This window comes from Haloplanus rubicundus (assembly GCF_003342675.1).
GTDB lineage: Archaea > Halobacteriota > Halobacteria > Halobacteriales > Haloferacaceae > Haloplanus > Haloplanus rubicundus.
On the sequence record NZ_CP031148.1, the window covers coordinates 1,834,533 to 1,856,406 of the forward strand.

Annotated in this window: 20 protein-coding genes; 11 read left to right on the forward strand and 9 right to left on the reverse strand. The window is 66.6% G+C overall.

Translation table 11 applies throughout. From position 1 onward, the window contains the following. Window positions 1-112: 112 nt before the first annotated feature. Together DU484_RS10305 and DU484_RS10310 are read right to left on the reverse strand one after the other, a co-directional pair. Window positions 113-1,648: a globin-coupled sensor protein gene (locus tag DU484_RS10305; RefSeq protein WP_114605851.1), complete on the reverse strand. Its 1,536-nt coding sequence runs from the start codon at window positions 1,646-1,648 to the stop codon at window positions 113-115. Between the two features lie 137 nt (window positions 1,649-1,785). Beyond that, window positions 1,786-4,764: a GAF domain-containing protein gene (locus DU484_RS10310; protein ID WP_114605852.1), complete on the reverse strand. Its 2,979-nt coding sequence runs from the start codon at window positions 4,762-4,764 to the stop codon at window positions 1,786-1,788. A 119-nt stretch (window positions 4,765-4,883) separates the two neighbouring features. On the opposite strand from DU484_RS10310, the gene DU484_RS10315 reads away from it, so the two are divergent. Then, a complete protein-coding gene (locus tag DU484_RS10315; protein WP_114605853.1) occupies window positions 4,884-6,227 on the forward strand; it encodes a hypothetical protein in 1,344 nt (447 codons plus the stop codon). A gap of 60 nt (window positions 6,228-6,287) precedes the next feature. Next, complete coding sequence (locus DU484_RS10320; RefSeq protein WP_114605854.1) at window positions 6,288-7,232, forward strand: hypothetical protein; 945 nt, start codon at window positions 6,288-6,290, stop codon at window positions 7,230-7,232. Window positions 7,233-7,235: 3 nt separating this feature from the next. Here DU484_RS10320 and DU484_RS10325 read toward each other — a convergent pair whose 3' ends face one another. Beyond that, window positions 7,236-8,216: a transcription initiation factor IIB gene (locus DU484_RS10325; RefSeq protein WP_114585971.1), complete on the reverse strand. Its 981-nt coding sequence runs from the start codon at window positions 8,214-8,216 to the stop codon at window positions 7,236-7,238. A 193-nt stretch (window positions 8,217-8,409) separates the two neighbouring features. Between DU484_RS10325 and DU484_RS10330 the strand changes: the two genes are divergently transcribed. Continuing rightward, window positions 8,410-9,219, forward strand: a complete 810-nt coding sequence (locus DU484_RS10330) for a TrmB family transcriptional regulator (protein WP_114605855.1) — start codon at window positions 8,410-8,412, stop codon at window positions 9,217-9,219. Here the strand turns inward: DU484_RS10330 and panB are convergent. Both panB and DU484_RS10340 read right to left on the reverse strand, forming a co-directional pair. Next, on the reverse strand, window positions 9,216-9,983 hold the full coding sequence (gene panB, locus DU484_RS10335; protein ID WP_114585973.1) for a 3-methyl-2-oxobutanoate hydroxymethyltransferase: 768 nt from the start codon (window positions 9,981-9,983) through the stop codon (window positions 9,216-9,218). The genes DU484_RS10330 and panB overlap by 4 nt on opposite strands. A 115-nt stretch (window positions 9,984-10,098) precedes the next feature. Beyond that, complete coding sequence (locus tag DU484_RS10340) at window positions 10,099-11,016, reverse strand: ketopantoate reductase family protein (RefSeq protein ID WP_114585974.1); 918 nt, start codon at window positions 11,014-11,016, stop codon at window positions 10,099-10,101. A 251-nt stretch (window positions 11,017-11,267) separates the two neighbouring features. Between DU484_RS10340 and DU484_RS10345 the strand changes: the two genes are divergently transcribed. Next, window positions 11,268-11,555, forward strand: a complete 288-nt coding sequence (locus DU484_RS10345; protein WP_114585975.1) for a HalOD1 output domain-containing protein — start codon at window positions 11,268-11,270, stop codon at window positions 11,553-11,555. 117 nt (window positions 11,556-11,672) lie between these two features. On the opposite strand, the gene DU484_RS10350 is transcribed toward DU484_RS10345, so the two are convergent. After that, window positions 11,673-12,290: a TetR/AcrR family transcriptional regulator gene (locus tag DU484_RS10350; RefSeq protein ID WP_222844830.1), complete on the reverse strand. Its 618-nt coding sequence runs from the start codon at window positions 12,288-12,290 to the stop codon at window positions 11,673-11,675. Window positions 12,291-12,411: 121 nt separating this feature from the next. Between DU484_RS10350 and DU484_RS10355 the strand changes: the two genes are divergently transcribed. The 3 genes from DU484_RS10355 to DU484_RS10365 all read left to right on the forward strand — a co-directional run bounded on the left by DU484_RS10355 (window position 12,412) and on the right by DU484_RS10365 (window position 17,279). Then, the gene (locus tag DU484_RS10355) at window positions 12,412-14,049 is read left to right on the forward strand and encodes a COG1361 S-layer family protein (RefSeq protein ID WP_262342769.1); all 1,638 of its coding nucleotides are present in this window, start codon (window positions 12,412-12,414) and stop codon (window positions 14,047-14,049) included. Window positions 14,050-14,062: 13 nt separating this feature from the next. Then, window positions 14,063-16,573, forward strand: coding sequence for an efflux RND transporter permease subunit (locus DU484_RS10360; protein WP_114605856.1), 2,511 nt, complete (start codon window positions 14,063-14,065; stop codon window positions 16,571-16,573). Between the two features lie 64 nt (window positions 16,574-16,637). Next, on the forward strand, window positions 16,638-17,279 hold the full coding sequence (locus DU484_RS10365; RefSeq protein WP_114585977.1) for a chemotaxis protein CheW: 642 nt from the start codon (window positions 16,638-16,640) through the stop codon (window positions 17,277-17,279). On the opposite strand, the gene DU484_RS10370 is transcribed toward DU484_RS10365, so the two are convergent. Both DU484_RS10370 and DU484_RS10375 read right to left on the reverse strand, forming a co-directional pair. Beyond that, a complete protein-coding gene (locus tag DU484_RS10370; protein WP_114585978.1) occupies window positions 17,280-17,687 on the reverse strand; it encodes a hypothetical protein in 408 nt (135 codons plus the stop codon). A gap of 1 nt (window position 17,688) precedes the next feature. Further along, on the reverse strand, window positions 17,689-18,393 hold the full coding sequence (locus tag DU484_RS10375) for an RAD55 family ATPase (protein ID WP_114585979.1): 705 nt from the start codon (window positions 18,391-18,393) through the stop codon (window positions 17,689-17,691). A 158-nt stretch (window positions 18,394-18,551) separates the two neighbouring features. Here DU484_RS10375 and DU484_RS10380 point away from each other — a divergent pair, with 158 nt between their 5' ends. Continuing rightward, window positions 18,552-19,286, forward strand: a complete 735-nt coding sequence (locus tag DU484_RS10380; protein ID WP_114585980.1) for an RAD55 family ATPase — start codon at window positions 18,552-18,554, stop codon at window positions 19,284-19,286. Here DU484_RS10380 and DU484_RS10385 read toward each other — a convergent pair whose 3' ends face one another. After that, window positions 19,287-19,625, reverse strand: a complete 339-nt coding sequence (locus DU484_RS10385; RefSeq protein WP_114605857.1) for a winged helix-turn-helix domain-containing protein — start codon at window positions 19,623-19,625, stop codon at window positions 19,287-19,289. Window positions 19,626-19,771: 146 nt separating this feature from the next. Between DU484_RS10385 and DU484_RS10390 the strand changes: the two genes are divergently transcribed. The 3 genes from DU484_RS10390 (at window position 19,772) to DU484_RS10400 (ending at window position 21,736) form a co-directional block, all read left to right on the forward strand. Continuing rightward, entirely contained in the window at window positions 19,772-20,053 is a 282-nt protein-coding gene (locus DU484_RS10390; protein ID WP_114585982.1) for a DUF7521 family protein, read from the forward strand. Between the two features lie 145 nt (window positions 20,054-20,198). Beyond that, a complete protein-coding gene (locus tag DU484_RS10395) occupies window positions 20,199-20,906 on the forward strand; it encodes an archaellin/type IV pilin N-terminal domain-containing protein (protein ID WP_114605858.1) in 708 nt (235 codons plus the stop codon). A gap of 155 nt (window positions 20,907-21,061) precedes the next feature. Then, window positions 21,062-21,736: an archaellin/type IV pilin N-terminal domain-containing protein gene (locus DU484_RS10400; RefSeq protein WP_114585984.1), complete on the forward strand. Its 675-nt coding sequence runs from the start codon at window positions 21,062-21,064 to the stop codon at window positions 21,734-21,736. Window positions 21,737-21,874: the final 138 nt, after the last annotated feature.

The window sequence follows — 21,874 nt, forward strand, 5'->3', positions numbered from 1 at the left end:
CGGTGCCGTCGGGGGACGGGAGCCGGCATCGCGCCGGAACGACGGGGAGCGGCACGCTCGGAACGGGGGCCGATGCGAGCCACGACGGACGCCGGCGTGTCGAGACGCATGGCTACTGGCCTCCGGTGGCGTCGGTGAGCCGCTGCACCGACCGACTGATCTCGTCGACTTTCTCGGTCTGGGCCTCGTTGATCGCGGCGACGTCCTCGACTTCCTCGCGAGCGCGCTGGGCCTGCTCGACGGCCTGCTCGATCATGCTCCCGACTTCCTCGGTGCTCGCGGCCTGATCGTCGGTCGCGTCGGCGACTTCTTCGATCCCGTGCGACGCCTGCTTCACCGCCTCGACGATCTCGGTGAGGTTGTCCATCGCTCGCTCGACCTGCTCGATTCCGTCCTCGATCGCCGTGTTCGTCCGCTGCAGGCTGTCGACCGTCTCCTCGGTGTCGTCCTGAATGCGGTGGACCATCTCCTCGATGTTGGTGGCCCGCCGCTGGGACTCCTCGGCGAGATCCTTGACCTCCGTGGCGACGACGGCGAACCCCTCGCCCGCTTCGCCGGCCCGTGCCGCCTCGATCGAGGCGTTGAGAGCCAGCAGGTTCGTCCGTTCGGCGATGTCGTTTATCACCTCGACGATCTCGTTTATCTCGTCGACGCGGTCTTGGAGCTGATCGACATCGGCGACCACCTCGGCAGCCGCCTCGTCGACGGTCTCCATCGCGTCGATCGCCTCGGTCGCCGACTCGCGGCCGTCCTCGGCGAGACGTTCGGCGGTCGAACTCGTGGATTCGACCTGATCGGCGGTCGAGGCAATCTCCTCGACCGTCGCACTCAGGTCGGACACCTCGTCTGAGACCTCGAGCATCCCCTCCGCCTGTTTTTCGACGAGGTCGCTGATCGCCCGCGAACTCCTCGCGGCATCTTCGGACGTGCGGCGCAGGTCGTCGACCGCCGTCTCGACCTCCTCGGCGACCCGCTCTCGTCGATCGAGCTCCGTCTCGATCCGCTGGTTGTACGAGTGGATGTACGTGTCCACCGCGACCTGCTGGTCGAGGTTCAGGAGTTTGAGCGCCGACAGCGACCGTGCTATCACCGTATCGACTGCCTCCTCGACCGTCGTCGGCTCGTGTTCGTCCGAGTCGCCCGCCCGTCCACCCGCGTCCGCCACGCCCCCATCCGCGGCTAGCTGACGTTTCACGTCCTCGGCAATCGCGGTGAGAATCCCCTCGTAGTAGATCGAATACGCGCCGAGGTAGATCTTCGGTCCCAGATCGAGCATGTCGTGGATCTTCCCGATCCGTGCCCGTCGGCTGAAGTAGTCCGATCCGTACTCCCCGCGGCCGAGGTCGCGGAGGTACTCCGACTGAGACCGCTTGAGGCCCTCGACCGACTTCGTCGACGAGTCGATGATCGCGACGGTCTCCGCGTGTGCCTGTAGGTGGTCGTAGAACTCCTCGACGAGGTCGTCGGCGATCCGACCGAACGTCTCCGACATTTCGTCCAGTCGACGGCAGTCGGCGTCGTCGAAGTTGGTAAACTCCTTTCGCCAGTCGATTTCGTTCGGGTCGATCCCGATTTCCTCGATCAGCTCTCGGCCACTCACCTGCCGGCGGTCGTCGTCGGTTATCTTGATATCCTCCGGGGGGGTCATCGAGTTACACACTCTTCTCGGCTCCCACAAAGCACGGGGTCAACATGTGTTGAATTCTCAGTATAAACGGTCAACATGTGAACGCCTCGTACGACCACGTCGACAGCAGGACGGGGAGCGACTCGTCGAAACGTCCCCTATCCCCCGGGACCGTCCCCGTACTCCCGCGAGACGGCCGTCTCGTTCCGGAACACGGTGTCGAACAGTTTCCGCTCGGCGGCGCGGATGTGTCGGTGGAAAGCCGACGGCGAGAAGCCGAACTCCGCCGCCAGTTCCTCGCCGCTCGCCTTCTTCGGGGAGTCGAAGTAGCCCCGGTGGTAGGCGACTTCGAGGACCTCCCGCTGACGGGGGGTGAGTTTCTCCAGCCCCCGCAGCGTGAGACTTTTGCTCACGTCCGCCGACGGGGTGTGCTCGCGTTTCGCGACCAGTTCGGAGTCGGGATAGGTGGTCGACACCACGTCGACCGCTCTCCGGATGTCGAACGTCGGCGGCACCGCGACGGTAACGCGGCAGGCGTCGCCGTCGGCCGAGATGTCGCGAACCGCGATTCCTTGATCCGCCAGCACCGACGCGATGAACGGTTCGACGAACCGGAGTTGGACGAGCGACTCGTCCGCGGGATCGATGAGTCGGGCGCTCGCGAGGGCCGTCGCCGCCTCTGCCGCGTCGAGTAACTGGTCGGCTGCCCCGTTCTGCACCCTCACGAATACGAGCCACGAGTCGTCCGACTGGGGAACGATGGCTTCGACGTCCAGCGCGCAGCCCGTCTCCTGCGTGAATCGCAAGAACAGGCAGCCCCGATCCAAGATTTCGAAGTCGAGTTCGATCGCTTGGTTCGTCAGGAGTGTCTGCTTGCGCTCGATCGCCGTAATCGCGTGGGCGAGTAGATCCCCCAGTTCCGTCAGGACGGACTGCAGGACGCCGGAGAACGCGGACTGTGTCGTCGCGTAGATGGTGAGCACCCCCTGAAGGGAGTGCTGGTAGACGAGGGGCACGCTCGCGACGGAGCGGAAGTCGCGCCGAACGGCCTCCGAACGCCACGCCTCCTTGGTCACGTTCGTCGCCGTATTTCGCACGACCGTCGGTTCCTTCGATAGCGCCGTCCGTACGGCCGGTTCGGCGTTCGCGTCGTCGAGCGAGAGCGGGACGCGGTCGAGATACTCCTGTGCGTCGCCGGCCCACGCGCGGACGTCGAGTCGGTCGTCGACCGGGTCGATCGTCCCGATCCACGCGAGGGCGAACGCGTCGTCCTCGACCAGTTCGGCACACACGGTCCGCTCGACTTCCCCCCGCGTCGTCGACTGGACGACGGCCCGTGCGACGTCACGGATGCGCGTATTGATCGACTCGACGCGTTCGAGTTGCTGGGCTCGCTGTTTCAGCTGACGTGTCTGGTCTTCTATATGTCGCTCGTGTTCGGCGTGTTCGAGCGCGACTTCGGCCGTCGCCCCCAGAATTTCCGCGAGTTCGACCGCCCGGTCGTCGAACGCCGCCGTCTCCGTGTGCCCGACGAGCAAGACGCCGTACTCGCCGAGTGGGACGATGATCTCGCTCCGGATCGGCGTCTCGGGATTGTAGACGCCCTCCGCCTCCCGCACGTCGTCGAACACCGCCGTCTCTCCGTCGACGAACACCCGCCACGCGATACTGTCGGCCGGTTCGAACACCGGCGGCTCGCCGATCAGGTCGGTCGCTTCCGGCGGTCTGTACGCGGCCGGACGCAGCGTTCCAGCCCCCTCGTCGGCGAGATACACGACTGCTCCGGTGGGATCGAGAATCTCCGTCACCGTCTCGACGGTCACGTCGGCAACTTCGGACGGCAGCTTTCCCTCGAAGAGATCACGGGCCGCCTCGTTGATCCCGGTTAGCGCCTGTTCGTAGGCCAGTTGGTCGCTGATGTCGCGAAAGACCCCGTAAATGACCGTCTCAAGTTCGAGCTCGACCATTTCGACGCTGATCTCGACCGGGACGCGGTCCCCGTCGGCCGTGACCGCGTAGATTGGTGAGCCGTCCGGCAGCCGTCGTTTGGTCCCGCCCTCGCTCACGTGTCGCTCGAACAGGTCGCGGTAGTGCTCGGTCTCTTGCTCGGGGTGGAGATCCGTCTGGTGAAGACCGACGATTTCCTCGCGCGCCTGGCCACGGAACTCGGCCGCCGCCTCGTTGACCTCGACGATCTCGCCCGTCTCGGCGTCCGCGACGAAGATCGGATTCGGTGCCGCCTGCAGGAGCGTCCGGTAGCGCCTCCACGCCGCCGTGAGTTCGCGCTCGCGCTCCTCGCGATCCGTCACGTCCAGTCCACAACTCAGTGTTCCCGTGATCGCCCCGTCGACGTCACGGAGCACCGTGTTGTACCACTCGACGATCCGTTCTTCCCCCTCGGCCGTGACGATGGCGTTCTCGTACCGGCCGACCGAGTCGAGTTCGCCGGCCATGACGCGTTCGAACACGCCACGTACCTCGTCGCGGCGCGGTTCGGGCAGACACGTATCGAACCAGTCTCGGCCGACGAGCGCCCCCTCCTCGTAGCCCAGCGTCTCCCGTGCCTGGCGGTTGACGAACGTGATTCGACCCTCGTTGTCGATGGCGACGACGAGTACGTCGACCAAGTCGAAGAGCCGCTCCGTCGACTCGGCCGAAAGGACGTCTCCGGCCGTCGCCTGCCGCTCGCTCACCCGCAGGTCGAGTTCGTGGGCGACGTAGCCGCCGAAGACGGCGGCGAGTGCGAGGGTGCGGTCGTCGAACGCGTTTGGATCGCGGTCGAGAAACTGGATGACGGCGTGCGGCAGAAGGGGAACGCTCAGGATCGACCGGTAGTCGGTGTCGGTGTCGACCCGGTCGTCTCGGTGCGTGTCGTCGATCAGCATCGGTTCGCCCGACCGGTACGTGTGGGTCGCGATGGCCGGGCTCGTCGCCCCGCCGGGCGGCGGGTCGATGCCGTCTGGGACGAACCGTTCGGCGAGGTCGACCGACCCGCCCTCCTCGACGAGAAGTTCACACGCGTCACAGTCGAACACCCGCCCGCCCGTTTCGGCCGCTACGCGGTAGATGTCGGCGATGGTGGCGGCGCCCCCGATGCGTGACTGTACCTCGACGAGTGCCGCCTCGTCGTCGTCCATGGTGTAGTGAACGGAACACATTCGTGTAGTGGATTAAAACATGGCCCTCGAACGGCCCCTCGACACCGGTCGAGCGCCCTGCCGGTTGTTTTATGCTCCCGCTGGGAACAGTAAGGCCCATGGCGAACGACCCAGGCCCCGACATCCCGGTAACCGTCTCGACGGGGGAGGTTCGCGTGGGGAAGGCGTTCGAGGCCGACCGCTTCCCGGTTCCGGCCATCGCCTTCGAGATCGAATCGCTGGCCGACGAGCCGATCCGGGTTCGGATCGTCGACGACATCCCCGAGTCGTTCCCGATGGAGGGCGTGGGCTTTCACCCCGACTACGAGGGCGACAACTGGACCGCGTACCGCGACAACCGGGTCGCCTACGAGCGAACGCTCGAACCCGGCGAATCCGTGCTCACGGTGTACGGCATCCGCATCGACGACCCCGGAGAGGCCGACGACTTCCTCGGCGACCCCGAAATCGAACTGATCGAGCACGGCGACGCCGCGGCCACCGGCGACGTGCTGGGTCGGGAGACGACACAGGTCGTCCGCGACGCGCTCTCGGGCGACGAATCGGGTGACGACCTGTCCGGGCTGGAGTCCGAACCGCTACTCGACGACGAGGCGCCCACCCCTCGCGAGCGGGCCGACGACCCGACCGTCGTGACCGGCGACCGGGACGGGAGCGTGACTGCCGTCGACGTCGAGGCGGCGGACGGCGAGGCGGTCGACGCTGACGCCGACGAGGAGGAAACGGATGCGGACGACGCCGACGAGGAGGAAACGGACGACACCGTCCCGTCCGCCGAGGCGGCCGAGGCGCTCGATCCGCGGGACGACGAGGCGACGGTGCGGGAGCCGACTGCCGACGCGGACGCGGAGGCGGCCGACGACGACGCGACGGCCGACGCCCCGGCCGCCGCGGCCGGATCGTCCATCGCCGCCGCCCTGGCCGCCGAGATACGCGCCGGCACGGTCGACGACGACGACTTGACCGTCCTGCGGGAGGCGTTCGAGGCGGACGCCGAAGGCGGGGTGCCGACGAGCGTCGACGTGCGTATCGGCCGGCTCCAGTCACAGATCGAGGATCTGCTCGCCTACCGCGACGCCCTCGCGGACTTCCTCGACGAGAACGGGACTGCCGAGGAGGTAGTGGGCGAGGTGAACGAGGCACTGACCGACCTGACCGAACGGGTCGAGACCCTCGACGACGCGGTGGTCGACGCCGACGACGAGCGGGCAGCCCTCGCGGACGACGTGGCGACGGTGACCGACCGCGTCGACGACGTGGCCGACCGACTCGAGACGGTCGCGGCCGACCTCGACGACCTGTCGGCGACCGCCGAGCGGATCGAGGAGCGCCTCGACGCCGTCGACGACCTCGAATCGGACGTCGAGGACATCGAGGCGGAACTGGACGACCTCCGGGACTTCCGCGACCGGCTGAACAGCGCCTTCGGAACCGACGAGTAGGCGGGGCGACGCCGCTCGGAAAGCGCAATCGGTAAAGCCCGCGCCCGCGTCGACCCGACAATGACCGAGACGGTTCGGGTCGCCGTCCCGCGGAAGGGGCGCCCGCTGGAGGCGGTTCTCGAACGCTTCGCGGCCGTCGCCGGGGTCGACGGCCTCGCGGACGACGTGTCCTCGACGCTCCGATACGAGAAGGCGATCACCAAGGGGACCGCGACCCCCGAACGCGACGTGTACGAACGGCTGGCAGCGTACAGCGACCTCTCCGATCCGACGCAGCCGGAGTATACGCTGTTGCGCGACGACCGCGAGGGGAAACCGCGGCGGATCGTCTTCGACAGCGTGACCGTCCACGTCGACGACGCGGGACCGCGCTCCGCGGTCGGTCGGCCGTCGACCGACGACGGCGTGACCGTCGAACTGATCGGCCGCGAGGAGCCGTTCCGTGCGCTCCGCACCCACGAGTTCGGTCTCGGCTTCGACAGCGCCGACCTCGTCCTCGAGGAAGTCGTCACGCTTGGGGAAACGGGCGTCGAGTCCATCGCTGACGTGAACGCCCGGATCGACCCCCGCGAGACGGACGTGCGGGTCGTGAGCGGCCTCGGCGACACCGTCTATCACACCCTGCTGGCGACGCCGGAGATTCTGCCGCCGGGCGCCGACCTCGACCGGTCGTTCGTCGCCGACTACGAGGGACCGCTCTGTATCTCGCCGCGGTACGAACGCCTCGTCAGGGCCGTCCTCGGGACGCACGCTCTCGACGGCGTGACGTTCACGTACCCCGATCCCGCGATGGAGGAGGAGGCCGCCATCGCCGACGCGGGGCTGGGCGTCTACCTGACGATGACGGGGTCGACGGCGCGGAATCACGGCCTCGTCGTCGGTGACGACCTCTTCCCGAGCGAGACGGTGTTGATGGAGAACGCCGCGGAGGCGGGGCCGGCCGCCGAACGGTTGCAGGCGGCGCTGACGGGGGCGGATCTCGAGACGGCAATCGGTCCGTCGTAGAACCTACGCGGCGCCGCGGGCCGCGTCGGGATCGGTGCCGGCTTCGAGGAGTTCGGTGTAGCGGTTGCGGACGGTCACTTCGGAGACGTCGCTAACCGAGCAGACCTCCTTCTGGGTCACTTTATCGCCTTCGAGTATCGAGGCGGCGTAGAGCGCCGCCGCCGCGAGACCGACGGGACTCTTGCCGCTGTGGACGCCGCTCTCCATGCCCTCTTCGAGGAGGGCGCGGGCGCGGGTCGTCGTGTCGCCGTCGAGGTCGAGGTCGGAGGCGAACCGGGGGAGGTATTCGAGGGGATTGGCCGGTTCGATGGCGAGACCGAGTTCGCGGACGATGTAGCGGTAGGCCCGCGAGAACTCCTTGCGGTCGACGCGGCTGACGGGTTCGAACTCGTCGAGGCTCCGGGGCACCGACGCCTGCCGAGCGGCGGCGTACAGGGAGGCGGTCGCCATCGCCTCGATGGAGCGCCCGCGCAGGAGGTCGTCCTCCAGCGCCCGACGGTAGACGACGCTCGCCGTCTCGCGGACGGTTTCTGGGAGACCGAGCGCCGACGACATCCGGTCGATTTCGCCGAGAGCCTGCTTCAGGTTGCGCTCCTGAGCGCTCTTCGAGCGGAAGCGCTCGTCCCACGTGCGCAGGCGCTGGAGCTTCCGGCGCTTGCTCCCGTCGATGGTTCGACCCTTGGCGTCGCGGTCCTGCCAGTCGATGACCGAGGAGAGGCCATCGTCGTGGAGGAGTTTGGTCGTCGGCGCGCCGACGCGGCTCTTCTCCGCGCGCTCGCTGGAGTCGAAGGCGCGCCACTCGGGACCGTGATCGATCCCGTCTGCCTCGACGACGAGACCACACGCCTCACACACCGTCTCGCCGTGGGACTCGTCCACGACCAGCGACGCGTCACACTCCGGACAGACGCGCTCGTCCGTCTCGGTGGTTGTCGAACGCTGTTCCCCGCCGGTCTCTCGGAGGGTTTCGGGCTGCTGACTCATGATTGTTGGAGGCGGCGCGTGGCCGCAGTTCGCTTCACGATTACGCCTACGATTGGTAGTATCTTAATAGTTTCTACTGTGTTTTTACTCCAATAGAAACAACCTGCGTGCCGAGGTCCCACGGCGCACGCTTGGCGACCCGACTCTTTTTGGTGGTGTCATCCTTACCGGGGAGCGAACCGGGAGAGTCGTCGTGACGAACAACACAACAACGAACGCAGAGACGGACACGCTCGTCGAGGAGGTAGTCGGGACGCTCCGGACCTTCGAACTCACCGAGTACGAGGCGAAATGTTTCGTGGCCCTGACGCGCCTGCGCGAGGGCACGGCAAAGGAGGTGAGCGATGTCGCGGACGTTCCGCGCGCGCGAATCTACGACAGCATGGACGCGCTTCAGGACCGCGGGTTGGTGAGCGTCCAGGAGTCGAAGCCACGGCGGTTCCGGGCCGTCTCCCCCCGCGAAGCGGTCGACCTCCTCGAACGGGAGTGTCGGAGTCGGCTGGACCGTCTCGGCACCGCCCTGCCCCGACTCGGATCGCCGAACCGAACCACGGGCGCTGGCGAAGTGTGGACGATGGAGGGGGAGGCCGCCGTCGCCGAACGGCTCGCGACGCTCGTCGCCGACGCCGATTCGGAGGTGTTGCTCGCCATCGCCGTCGACGAACTCCTCAACGACGATCTGGTCGACGCGCTGGCCGACGCGGTCGACCGCGGCGTCGACGTCGTGATCGGGTCACCCGGCGCGCCGATCCGCGAGCGTCTGCACGAGGCGGTCCCCGACGCCGACGTGGTCGAGACGTGGACGTGGTGGGACGCTCACCCGATCGAGGCCGGCGCCGTCACGAGCGTCTGCATGGTCGACGGCGACGCCCTTCTCGTCAGCGCCGACGCCGAAACAGAACTTCCCGGCGTCCGCAAGCATCGCGCCATCTGGACCGACAGCGCCGAGGCGCCGGTCGTCGGCCTGATGCGTCCACTGCTCTCGACCGCGATCCACGGTTAGGGGAAGGAGCCGTCCTCGACCGCGGCGCGGTACGCCGCGACGGCGTCTTCCATCTCCGTTCGCACGTCGCCGAACTCCTCGGCGAACGGGGGGACCGACTCCGAGAGGCCGAGCACGTCCGTCAACACGAGCACCTGTCCGTCCGTCTCGGGACCGGCACCGATGCCGATGACCGGGATGTCGAGTTCCGCGGTCACCTCGGCGGCCAACTCGTCGGGGACGTGTTCGAGCACCAGCGAGAACGCGCCCGCGGCCTCGTGTTTTGCGGCGAGGTCTCGGATCTCCGCGGCGGCCTCCTCGGTCGTCCCCTGCCGCGCGTAGCCGCCGATCTGGTTGCGCCGCTGGGGCGTCAGGCCGAGATGTGCCATCACCGGGATGCCGAGGTCGACGAGCCGGTCGGTCAACTCGACCGTATGCGGCCCGGATTCGATCTTGACCGCGTTGGCGCCCGCCTCCTTGAGCAGCCGCCCCGCGTTCTCGATGCCCGTCTCCGCGCTCGTCCCGTAGCTCAGGAAGGGCATGTCGCCGACGACGAGGGCCTCGTCGGCCGCGCGCGCCACCGCGGCGGTGTGACTGACCACCTCGTCCATCGTCACCGGGAGCGTCGAGTCGTAGCCGAGCACCGCGTTGCCCATGCTGTCGCCGACGAGGATCACGTCGATCCCGGCCGCGTCGACGATGGCCGCCGTCGGCGCGTCGTACGCCGTCAGCATCGTCAGCGGCTCCTCCGGCGACGCCCGCTGAATCTCCTGTACCGTTGGCATGGTCCGTGGATCGGCCGCGGGGGAATTAACCCTACTCCCTCACACCCGGACGCGAGCCGTTCGGCCCGCCCGGGGGTGATTCCGTCTCCGGGATCGTCGTACTCGGCACGGCGACCTACTCGTCCCCCGACCGACCGACGCCGGCGCCCCGCTCCCAGCCCCGGATCAGCGCGGCGAGCGCCCGGTTGACCGGCGCCGCCCGGTCGGTCACCGCCGCCCGGTCGGCCACGTAGCCGTTGATAGCGTCGATTTCGGTCCGTCGTCCCCGCGACACGTCCTGAAACATCGACGACCGATTTCGCGCCGTCTCGCCGGCGACGGTCGCGGCCGCTTCCGCCGCCGTCTCGTCCGCTAGGGCGACACCGTCGGCGCGGGCGACCCCTGCCGTCTCGACCGCCGCCGACCGCGCGAGCCCTGCGAGTGGTTCCTCGGTCAGCGCGCCGTTCTCCACGCGTGCCAGCGCGGTGACGGGGTTGATCGCGGCGTTGACTGCCAGCTTCTCCCAGAGCCGCCGCCGGACGTCCCCGACGGCCTCGGCGTCGAGGTCGGCCGCGCGAAACGCCGCGGCGATTCGCTCGGCGGTCGCCGCGTCGTCGGCCGGGCGCCACGCCCCGAGCGTGATCGTCCCCCGCCCCCGCCACTCGACGTGTCCTGGATCGACCAGTCCCGCCCCGTAGGTCACCGTGCCGGCGAGGACGGGCGCGTCGACGGCGTCGGCGAGGACGTCCTCGTTGCCCATCCCGTTCTGGAGGGAGCAGACGACGCCGTAGTCGCCGGTCGCGAGTGCCCGCGCCGCCGTCCCGGTGTCGTAGGCTTTCACCGTCACGAGCGCGAGGTCGGCGCTCGCCCCCGTCGCGTCCGTCGTCGCCGCCGGGCGGGTGTCGAGCGTCTCGACGCCCGTGATCCGCAGGCCGTCGGCCCGAACCGCCGCGACGTGGGGATCACGCCCCACGAGCGTCACGTCGTGAGCGCGCGCGAGGAGGCCGCCGAGCAGGCTTCCGAGACTCCCGGCGCCGAAGACGAGAACCTCCATCACCGCTCCCCGAACGGCTGGCCGACGACCGGGCGTTCGCCGTGCTGTCCCTGGAGGGCATCCGCCCCCTCGGCCGGTGCGTTCTCGGCGGCGAATGCGTCGCGTGCCATGGGTGACCAGTCGCGCGTGGCGACTCGTCTCATCGTTCCGCCCAAGCTGTCAAATCGATGTTGGTCGACTCGCGCCATAAAGATATCAAATTAGATAATCTGGCCACTAAACTTATACGACGAGAGGAGATTCCTTCGGGTATGTCCGCGACCGGCGACGAGCACACGACGGCGACGACGACCCCTCACCAACTCGAAATCGACTGGGATCGACGCGAACCGATCAGCTTCGCAGTGCAGACGGCCCTCGGTCAGGTCGAGGACCGCTCGCCGGTGGAGTTGGACCCCCTCGCGGACTACGTTGATCCGGACGCGCTCGAAGCCTTCTTCAGCGGACCGTCGGACGAGGTGGCGACCCGTAGCCTCACTTTCGAGTACGAGTCACACACCGTCACCGTCGACGGAACCGGCCACGTCCGCATCAACTAGGGATATCTCACTGTCCAGCGATTCCCGCCGATCCGGCGAGAACCGCTGCTGACTTCAGATAATCCCTCCGAGCGCCGTCTCCCGTTCTCGTCCCGGTTTTCCGACAGCCACCAGTCGTTACGCCGCGTCGTCGCGAAGCAGTCGGGCGTCGAGGTAGGCGTCCACCTCGTCTCTGACAGCCACGATGTCCACGGCGTCGGCGGCCGTCGCCCGCCTGACGGTCCCGCCGCTGATCGTCGTCAGGAGGAACTCCGCGACGGCGTCGGCGTCGACGGGGCGGTAGACGCCCTCCTCGATGCCGCGTTCGACGATGTCGGCGAGGCTCCGCCGGAACCGACCGTCGTTGGCCGTGAAGTAGGCCTCGAACGTCTCGTTGTGGGGCGCCTGTCCCCGGAGTTCGACCATCACCTTCGTCAACTCGACGCGCTCGGTGTCCGGCTCCGGCGCGAGGACGTAGTCGAGCATCGTCCGCAGACAGTCGTGGGCGTTTCCACCCGCCGGCTTCGGCATCTGGGCCTCGAAGTGATCGAGCAGGAACTCCAGTAGCTCTACCAGCACCTCGTCTTTGCCGTCGTAGTGCTGGTAGATGAGGGACTTGCTCTTCGGAAACTCGTCGCCGATCCGCTGGATGGTGAGGTTCTCGTACCCGTGCTCGATGAGCGCCTCGTACGTCGCCCGCATGATCGCGGTGCGGGTCTCGCCGGTGTCGCTCCCGAAGGGGTCGTCGAAGGCCACGGTGACTGAACGTTCATTCACAACTTATTTAGTTCGTTCTGTCTACCGTTCATACATCCGCCAGGGCGTCGGCTGGTCCCCGTCGTTCGCACCGACACCCGGCGTTCACCACGCTCCATCCATGCCATCTACACACCGCTCGATGCTCCTCGTCGTCCTCGTCGTCCTCGCCACCGTCGCAGCGACCGGCGTCGTCGCCGGCCAGTCCTCCTCGGGAACCGTCATCGGCCGCCCCACCGTCGAGGTGTTCTCCTCGACGACGGAAGTCGAACCCGGCACCCGGACCGACCTCGACCTCGTCCTCTCGAACGACGGTCGGCTGAATCGCGGCGGTCCCGCCGAGTACGAGCAACGCGTCACCACCGCCCGCGGTGTCACCGTCGACGTCGACGCCGGCGACACGCCGTTCGAGGTCAACACCGGCCCCGTCGCCGTCGGCGAAGCGCCCCGCGGGACGACCGCCGTCGATCCCATCTCGATCACCGTTCCGGAGGACATCGACCCCGGCCGCTACCGGATTCCGGTCACCGTCTCGTACAGCTACACCGTCAGCGTCGAGTACAGCGCCGTCGGCTCCCCCGAGTACAACGACCTCACGAGCGAGGAGACACGTTACGTCACCCTCCGGGTCCGCGATCAGCCGCAGTTCGACGTGATCGAGTCGACGTCGACGACACAGATCGGCGACACCGGCACCGTCACCGTGACGCTCGAAAACGACGGAACGCGGACGGCCCGCGACGCCAGCGTCGTCCTCTCCTCGTCGACCGACGAACTCACGTTCGGGAGTGGCTCGTCGAGTTCGACTGGCTACGTCGGCGCCTGGGAACCGGGCACGAACGCGACGGTGGCGTACACCGTCACCTTCGACGACGACGCGGCGCTTCGCAACTACAGCCTCTCGGCGACCGTCGAGTACCAGGACACCGACGGCATCGCGCGCACGTCCGAACCGCTCGCGGTCGGTATCCGGCCCGACCGCGAACAGGCCTTCGCGATCCGTGACACCGAGGCGACCCTCCGGGTCGGCGAGGACGGCCGCTTCGCCGGCACCGTCGTCAACCGCGGGCCGGACACCGCTCGCCAGCCGGTCGTCGTCTTCCGATCCTCGAACCCGAACGTCAACGTCGAATCCACCGAGTACGCCCTCGAAACCCTCGAACCGGACGAGGCGGGGGAGTTCGCCTTCGACGTGACGATCAGCGACGCCGCGAGCGCCACCACCCAGCAGTTCAACGTCTCCGTCCGCTACCGCAACGCGCGCGACGAGGTTCGACAGAGTGACCCGCTCAACGAGCGAGTGGCCATCCAGCCCCAGCGCGACCGGTTCAGCGTCGAGGCGGTCAACCGAACCGTCGTCGCCGGCGGGACGACGACGCTCGAACTCCGCGTGACCAACGAGGGCGACGAGCCGCTCCGCGACGTCGAGGCCAAAGCCTTCGTCCAGTCGCCGCTCAGTAGCGACGACGACGAGGGACTCGTCTCCGCGCTCGCCCCCGGCGAGTCCGCGACGTTCGTCGTCGGCCTGAGCGCGGGCGGCTCGGCGCTGGAGAAGACCTACCCCGTCTCCATCGACTTCCAGTACGAACTCCCCGACGGCGACACGGAAGTGTCGAAGACGTACCGCGTCCCCGTTTCGGTCGAGCACCGTGAGGGCGGCGGCCTCCCCTTCCTCCCGATCACCGTCGGCGCCCTCGCGGTGACGGGGGTCGGACTGGTGGTCTGGTACCGACGGAACGGCGCCGACGGGAACGACTGATCGACCCGTGCCGGTGCCTTCCTTCGACGCCCAGCGCGTCGTCGACACGCTCGACGCGTGGATCGTCGACCGCCCCGCGCGGGTGGTGCTCGCCTTCCTCGTCGTGTCGGGGCTGTTCGTCGTCGGCCTCGGCGGCGGTGGGACCGACTCCGGAACCGACCAGTTCACGGAGGACGTGCCCGCGGAGCAAGCGCTTCAGGAAGTCAACGACAACTTCGAGCGGATCACGTTCGGCGCCGACAGCGGATCGACGCAGCTGATCCAGGAGGGGACGAACGTGCTCGCCAAGCCCGCCCTGTTGCGGATGCTGGAGGCACAGGAACGACTCGCCGGTGATCCGGACCTCCAGGTGTCGAGCACGTCGAGTGTCGCCCGGGCGGTCGCACGAACCCTCGATCCGTCGGCGGACTCCATCGACGACGAGATTCGCGCCGTCGAACGCTCCTCCCCGAGCGAAATCGACCGCGCGGTCCGGACCACCGTCGAGCGGAACCCCGGACTCCGTGCCCTCCTCAGTGAGGATTACAATGCCCGGTCCGCGTCGGCGTCGGCCACCATCGGGACGGTCACGCACCGCCTTCCCGGCGGCGGGAGCGACGGCCCGGGCACCAGCGGCGAGAGCCCGCTCACGGCCATCCAACTGCAGGCCGAGTACGTCGTCGACGCCGTCGGCGGCGACATCACCGTCTTCGGGAGCGGCATCACGAGCGAGGAACTCGGCAACGTGATCAACGACTCGCTCGGCCTGGTGATCCCGGCCGCCGTCGCGCTCATCCTGCTCTTTCTGATCGTCGCGTACCGCGACCCCCTCGACCTGTTGCTCGGCCTCGTCGCCCTCGCGATGACGATGCTCTGGACGTTCGGCTTCATGGGGTTGGCGGGCATCGCCTTCTCCCAACTGCTCGTCGCCATCCCGCCGCTCCTGCTGGCCGTGGGTATCGACTTCGGCATCCACGCGATCAACCGCTACCGCGAGGAGCACGTCGACGGCGTGAGCGTCGGCAACGCGATGCGTGTCACCACCGATCAACTGCTGATCGCCTTCTTCATCGTCACCGGAACGACGGTGCTCGGGTTCGCGGCCAACCTGAGCAGCGGCCTGAGTTCCATCCGCGAACTCGGCGTCGTCGCCGCGGTGGGCATCGTCTTCACCGCCCTCGTCTTCGGCATCTTTCTCCCCGCGACGAAGGTGCTCGCCGATCGCTGGCGCGAGCGCCTCGGCGCCCCCGAGTTCGGCTCGGCGGCGCTCGGATCGGAGCGCTCGCTGCTCGGTCGGATTCTGCCCGTCGGCGTCTACGTCGCCCGCGTCGCGCCAAAGGCGTTCCTCGTCGTCGTCCTCGTCTCCACGGCCCTCTTGGGCCAGTACGGCGCCGGCGTCGACAGCCGCTTCACGCAGGAGGACTTCCTGCCGCCCGAGGAGCCGCCGGCCTACCTCGAGTACGTCCCCGAACCGTTCCGTCCCGGGGACTACACCGTCACGCAGACGACGAACTTCCTCGAGCGGAACTTCCAGACGGGTGAGGAGGATACGACCACGGTGTACGTCGAGGGGCCTCTCCACCGGGACGACGCCCTCGAATCCATGTGGCGAGCGGGTGCGGACCCGCCACCGAGTTTCGTCGACGACGACGGCCACGCCCGCGAGACGAGTATCGTCACCGTCATTCGGTCGTACGCGGCCCAGGATCCGGAGTTCGCGGCGCTGGTCGCGCGTAACGACCGGAACGACAACGGCATCCCCGACGACGACCTTCGGACGGTCTACGCCGCTCTCCTCGACTCTCCGGCTCGGGACCGGGCGCTCGACTACATCACCGACGACTACACGAGCGCTCGGATCGAATACGCCGTCGAGGCGGACGCGTCCCAAGAGGCCGTCACCGACGACACCCGCGCCGTGGCCGACCGGATGCGCTTCGAGGCGACGGCGACCGGCGGCGTCATCGTGCTGAAAGCCGTCTCGGACGTGATCGGCGCGTCGGCGTTCCGGAGCCTCGTCATCGCGCTCGTCGCCGCCGCGGGCTTTCTCGTCTTCGTCTACGGCGTACTGGAGGGACGGCCGTCGCTCGGACTCGTCAACGTCCTGCCCATCGCGCTCACCGTCGCGGCGCTGGCGTCGACGATGCGCTTTCTCGACATCCCCTTCAACGTCCTGACGGGCACCAGCCTCTCCATCGCCATCGGTCTCGGTATCGACTACTCCGCACACCTCCTCCACCGGTTCGTCGAGGAGTACGACGGGGCGACGGACGTAGACGCCGCCTTGCTCGCGACGGTCCGTGGGACGGGCGGGGCGCTCACCGGGAGCATGCTGACCACCGTCTCCGGCCTCGGCGTGCTCTGGTTGGCCATCTCGCCCATCCTCGGCCAGTTCGGGCTCCTCATCGCGTTGAGCGTGCTCTACTCCTATCTCGCCTCGATTCTGGTCCTCCCGACGACGCTCGTCCTCTGGGATCGCTACGTCGCCTCGGGGGCCGGCCGGTCGCTTCAGTCCGCGGACGCCGAGGCGGCGCCGCTCGACTGATCGAGTATCACACCTGAGAACCCGGCGGCCGGGTTTATTATGGGGTGGCTCGAATCCCGGCGCAATGACCGATCCGACCACGCAGTCGGACGCCGACGTGCCGAATCTCGACGAAGAGATGATCGCAGCCGTCGAGGGCATCGACACGTCCGACGTCGCGGCGCCCGTCTCGACCGCCATCGACGACGCGGACGACGACGGCGACGCGCCCCTCGACGCCGACGGGGCGTCGTCGACCGACGCGGACGACGAGGCGCCCGAGGACGACGACGAGACCATCTCGGTCCTGGAGTTCGTCCTCGGCGACGAGCGCTACTGTCTGGACATCACCTACATCGAACAGATCGTCGAACGGGGGACGGTCACGCGGATCCCCAACGCTCCCGACTTCGTCGAGGGCGTCATCGACCTCCGCGGCGACATCACGACGGTCATCGACCCGATGGAGACGCTGGCGGCCGAGAGCGACGACGCGGGCGAACTGATCGTCGTCTTCGACTCGGCGCGGATGGACGACGAGTGGAGCGTCGGGTGGGCCGTCGACGGCGTCAGGCGCGTCTCGACCGTCTCGCTCTCGGCGGTCAAGGAGTCCCCGGTCGACGAGCCGTGGATCAACGGGGTGGTCAAACGCGAGGACGACGGCGAGTTCGTCATCTGGACGGAGCCCGGGAAACTGATGCGGGCCGACGGCGACGACGCGGCGTAACTATCGGCGCCGCAGGAACTCGGGGAGCCGAATCCGATCCAGGCCATCCTCGGGGACGACGGTCGGCTCCGGGCGGGCAGTCATGCTCGGCGGACCGTCCCGCGTTCGGGTGCGCGTGCGGGGATCGGCCGGGGAGCCGGTCGCGTCGACCGGCTCCGTCTCGACGACGAGTTCCTCCCAGACCGCCGACTTCTCCGCCGCCCGGCCCGACGCCTTCCGTCGCCCCTCCTCGTAGGAGAGTTCGATCATGCTCCGTTCGTACGTCGTGTCGGCGGCGTCGCGGACCCGTTCGTACTCCTCGCGGTTCGGCGTTCCGAGGCTCCGAGCGACGCCGAGGGCGAAGGCCCGTTCGAGCGCCCCCGCCTTGTCCAGGTCGTCCCAGTCGGTATCGAACTCGGAGTCGTACATCTCAGGCCTCGACCTCACGTTTGGGGCGGACGTGCAAGCCGTCGTCGTCGAACTCGACGGGGTAGATGTCGCTGTCGATGTCCGTCCCGCGCATCTTGATGATCTGGACGCCGCGCCGCATCCCGTCGCCCTCCATGTAGTTGTGCATGAAGACGACGCCGTGAGCGAGGTAGTGTTCGTCCGCGTAGGACGTGGGGTCGGTCATCTCCGAGATCAGGATGGTCGTCGCGTCGACGCGTTTGAGTGATGTGAGAAACTGGACGAACGCCTCGTGGTTGTCGGGGTAGAAATACTGCAGGATCATCGTGGAGTCGATGACCAGGCGGTCGATTTCCCGGGAGTTGATGAATCCCACCAGCCGGTTGGTCATGTTCTTGACGCCGGTGGAGAAGTCGTTGCCGCCGGGACCTTTCAGCAGTCGCTTGGCGTTCGAGTCGAAGACGTTCCGAAACTGGAAGTTCCCCGACTGTGCCGCCTTCTCGAAGCCGAAGTCGTAAGATCCCATGTCGTGGGTCAGTTCGGCCTCCGTCTCGTGCATGCTCAGAAAGAGGCACTTATCGCCCACCCGCGCCCCCTCCGTAACGAAATGCGAGGAGAACGTCGTCTTCCCACTGCCCGGTGGCCCGCTGAGAATGTACAACCGATTCCGGAGGAGTCCCCCGTCGACGAGTTCGTCGAAACCGTCCACGCCGGTGGAAAGCCTCATTGGCCGGACATCGCCGCTCCGAATCAAATAGGTTGCGCCCGGGTTCTCATACGTGAAAATCGGCCTCGTCGGAGCCGTCGAGTCGCGCTATCGCGCCCCTCGGGCCGTGCTCCGCGTTGCGAATTTATTTCAGTCAGTCCACGTAACGGTATGTCGTAATGACCGAGCTCACACGCACCGGAATCGAGGGACTCGATTCGATCCTCGGTGGGGGCATTGTCGACAACGCGACCGTACTGATCAGTGGGAACCCCGGCACCGGAAAGAGCATCCTCGGGTTGCAGTACATCTACAACGGCGTACAGGAGTTCGACGAGAAGGGAATCTACCTCTCCTTCGAGGAGAACCGGGAGGACATCGCACAGGCGGCCGAATCCATCGGCTTCGACGACTGGCGCGAACTGGTCGAGGAGGACGAAATCCTCATCTACGACAAGCAGGAACTGCTCCGCCACAACGACTTCAACGACACGCTGGAACTGTTGCTGGACGAGTTCGAGGAGATGGAGTACGAACGACTCGTCCTCGACTCGCTGACGATGTTCGAACTGTTCTTCGCGGACGAACAGGAAAAACGGACGTACCTCCTCAAATTCTCGGATATTCTGAAGGCCAACGGGCTGACATCGCTGCTCATCGCGGAGCAGTCCGCCGTCTTTCCCGAACAGGACATCGGCCTCGAGAACTTCCTCACCGACGGGAACATCTACCTGATCCAGACGCCGACCGAGTCGGGCGTCAACCGGTACATCTGGGTCGCGAAGATGCGAAAACAGGACATCGAGACGGACATCTTCCCCATGGACATCACCGACGGAGGCATCACCGTCCACGAACGCGCCGCTGGATTCTCGATGATGGGCCAGCGTGACGGCCCGTTCCCCGGCGAGTGATCACTCCGAGGAGAGCGTTCGCCAGACCTCGTCGATCTGATTCTGGACCTGTCGGCGCTCTTCCACCTCGACGGAGACGTCCCCCTCGCTGAAGCACACGACGACTTCCTCGATGTTCCGACGGTAGACGTTGACTCGCCGGCGTTCGTCGGAGAGCACCCGGTCGTGGTGTTCGAGCAGGTCCGCGTCCTGTAGTTCCTCGATCCGGCGGTAACAGGTGGCGATCGGTACGTCGAGTTCGTCGCTGAGTTCCTGGGCCGACCGTGGTTCGTGAGCGAAACTCAGTATTTGCGGGTTGTACTCGTTGCCCAGAACCCGAAGCATCTCGATCCCGTCCATTCGTTATCAGTTCAGATACGGGGGAGCACAATAAAATGTACTGTCGGACGCGTGCAAGACGCGGGGGGTCGGCAGTAGAGTATCAGCACTGAGAATATCATGCGCAGGTTTATACATCGCTGTGGCGAGCTTGCGAACGAACCACGATGCTCGTCGTCGAATACCTTTATTTAGCCGCCACGGCCGTGCTGGTCGTTTCCGGGCTGACGATGGTCGGCATGGCGATCAGGGCGTACCTCCAGACCACTCGCCGCGCGATGATCCACGTCTCGCTCGGCTTCGGCCTCATCGCCGCCGCCGCCATCGCGACGGCGATCAGTGCGTTCGTCACGGACTTCGAGGGCGTCCGGTCGCTGCTGCTGGTCAACAACGGCCTCTCGTCGCTCGGGTTCATTCTCGTCGTCTACAGTCTCGTTATCTACGATTGATATTCGGCTACCCGGCGGATTTCGGGTGTAGATCCGGCTGAAGCCTTTATTTTCACAGATGATATTTGGGGACGTAGCTTTATTTGTGACTTCGAGAACGGTAGGACAGAGCCCACGGGCACGACCCGGGGACACACAACCAACGATGTTCGAAGAACGAACGGAGCGGGGGCAGGTCGGTATTGGGACGCTCATCGTGTTCATCGCGATGGTCCTGGTCGCGGCGATCGCGGCCGGCGTCCTCATCAATACCGCCGGCTTCCTCCAGACGCAGTCAGAACAGACCGGCCAACAGAGTAGCGCACAGGTCACCGACCGGCTCGAACCGGTCTCGAAGACCGGCAACGTGTCCGCTTACGACTCGTACAACGAGACCATCGTCGCGAACACGACTCCGTACTCCGATGGGAACAACACCAACGTCTCCTTGCGGGTCAACGAGGTATCGATGGTGGTCCAGAAGTCACCGGGGGCGAGCGACATCAACATGAGCGCGACCACGTTCGAACTGGTCGGACCGGGCGGCACCGACCGCTTCGCGTTCACCAACAAGACGGTTGTCAACCGGTCCGGGGCGGCCGGGCCGGACGACCGGACGCGAGCGCTTCAGGACGACGACTCGTCGCTCAACGCCTCCGAGGGTAACAGCGGCCTCATCCTGAACAGCCGGACCGACCGACTGGTCGTCACCCTCAACATGACCAAGTTGGCGACCAACGGTGCCTTCGCCAACGAACCGCTCGAACCCGGTGACACCATGACTCTCCGGGTCAACACCGAGAGCGGCGCGACGAGTATCATCCGCATCCAGGTGCCCCAGTCGCTGTCCGGTGAGGAATCCGTCGAACTGTAATCTGCGGCGCCTTTCTTCGTTTTTCGCGACTGTCCAGCGACGCCAACGCCGTCTCCCGATTTCATCAGTGATATTCGGGGGTGTAGGTTTAACACTCACTTCTGACTACGTTGGCGTAGCTCCCGACGGACGCGGCCTCGGGGATCCACAAACATATGTTCGAAGAACGAACGGAGAGGGGACAGGTCGGTATTGGGACGCTCATCGTGTTCATCGCGATGGTCCTGGTCGCGGCGATCGCGGCCGGCGTCCTGATCAACACCGCCGGCTTCCTCCAGACGCAGTCAGAACAGACGGGTCAACAGAGTAGCGCACAGGTCACGGATCGGCTCGAACCGGTCTCGAAAACCGGGAACGTGTCCGCCTACGACTACAATAATAACTCGATACGGGGCAGCGTCGCGGTCAACAATGACACTTCTCTTGCCGTCGACAACGTGTCGATGGTGGTCCAGAAGTCGCCGGGGGCGAGCGACATCAACATGAGCGCGACGACGTTCGAACTCATCGGGCCGGACGGCACCGATCGCTTCGCGTTCACTAACGGCACGGCGATCAACAAGACCCGTGGCGACGTGCGGTCCCTTCAGGACGACGACAATTCGCTCAACACGACCCGCGACGCGGGCCTGATACTGAACAGCCGGACCGACCGGTTGGTCGTCACGATCAACATGACTGCCCTCGACCAGAACGGAGCATACGACAATGATCCACTGGAACCCGGTGAGACGCTCACGCTCCGGGTCAACACCGAGAGCGGCGCGACAAGCATCATCCGCATCCAGGTGCCCCAGTCGCTCAACGGCGAGAAGTCGGTCGAACTGTAGTTCGCGGCGGCGCTCCTCCGTTTTTTTTTAGTCGACGGCAGTCCGACAGCCGTCTTCGAATTTCACTGATGATATTCGGGGATATAGGTTTAACATTCCTCCGAATGACTGGGACACAGAGCCCGAGACACCGGATTC

Bases quoted from the DNA above. Each gene is read 5' to 3' on its own strand.
- DU484_RS10315 (WP_114605853.1), top strand. From the start codon at position 4,884: ATGGCGAACGACCCAGGCCCCGACATCCCGGTAACCGTCTCGACGGGG.
- DU484_RS10355 (WP_262342769.1), top strand. From the start codon at position 12,412: ATGCCATCTACACACCGCTCGATGCTCCTCGTCGTCCTCGTCGTCCTC.
- DU484_RS10345 (WP_114585975.1), top strand. From the start codon at position 11,268: ATGTCCGCGACCGGCGACGAGCACACGACGGCGACGACGACCCCTCAC.
- DU484_RS10380 (WP_114585980.1), top strand. From the start codon at position 18,552: ATGACCGAGCTCACACGCACCGGAATCGAGGGACTCGATTCGATCCTC.
- DU484_RS10400 (WP_114585984.1), top strand. From the start codon at position 21,062: ATGTTCGAAGAACGAACGGAGAGGGGACAGGTCGGTATTGGGACGCTC.
- DU484_RS10305 (WP_114605851.1), bottom strand. From the start codon at position 1,648: ATGACCCCCCCGGAGGATATCAAGATAACCGACGACGACCGCCGGCAG.
- DU484_RS10320 (WP_114605854.1), top strand. From the start codon at position 6,288: ATGACCGAGACGGTTCGGGTCGCCGTCCCGCGGAAGGGGCGCCCGCTG.
- DU484_RS10340 (WP_114585974.1), bottom strand. From the start codon at position 11,016: ATGGAGGTTCTCGTCTTCGGCGCCGGGAGTCTCGGAAGCCTGCTCGGC.
- panB (WP_114585973.1), bottom strand. From the start codon at position 9,983: ATGCCAACGGTACAGGAGATTCAGCGGGCGTCGCCGGAGGAGCCGCTG.
- DU484_RS10395 (WP_114605858.1), top strand. From the start codon at position 20,199: ATGTTCGAAGAACGAACGGAGCGGGGGCAGGTCGGTATTGGGACGCTC.
- DU484_RS10310 (WP_114605852.1), bottom strand. From the start codon at position 4,764: ATGGACGACGACGAGGCGGCACTCGTCGAGGTACAGTCACGCATCGGG.
- DU484_RS10365 (WP_114585977.1), top strand. From the start codon at position 16,638: ATGACCGATCCGACCACGCAGTCGGACGCCGACGTGCCGAATCTCGAC.
- DU484_RS10370 (WP_114585978.1), bottom strand. From the start codon at position 17,687: ATGTACGACTCCGAGTTCGATACCGACTGGGACGACCTGGACAAGGCG.
- DU484_RS10375 (WP_114585979.1), bottom strand. From the start codon at position 18,393: ATGAGGCTTTCCACCGGCGTGGACGGTTTCGACGAACTCGTCGACGGG.
- DU484_RS10385 (WP_114605857.1), bottom strand. From the start codon at position 19,625: ATGGACGGGATCGAGATGCTTCGGGTTCTGGGCAACGAGTACAACCCG.
- DU484_RS10390 (WP_114585982.1), top strand. From the start codon at position 19,772: ATGCTCGTCGTCGAATACCTTTATTTAGCCGCCACGGCCGTGCTGGTC.
- DU484_RS10325 (WP_114585971.1), bottom strand. From the start codon at position 8,216: ATGAGTCAGCAGCCCGAAACCCTCCGAGAGACCGGCGGGGAACAGCGT.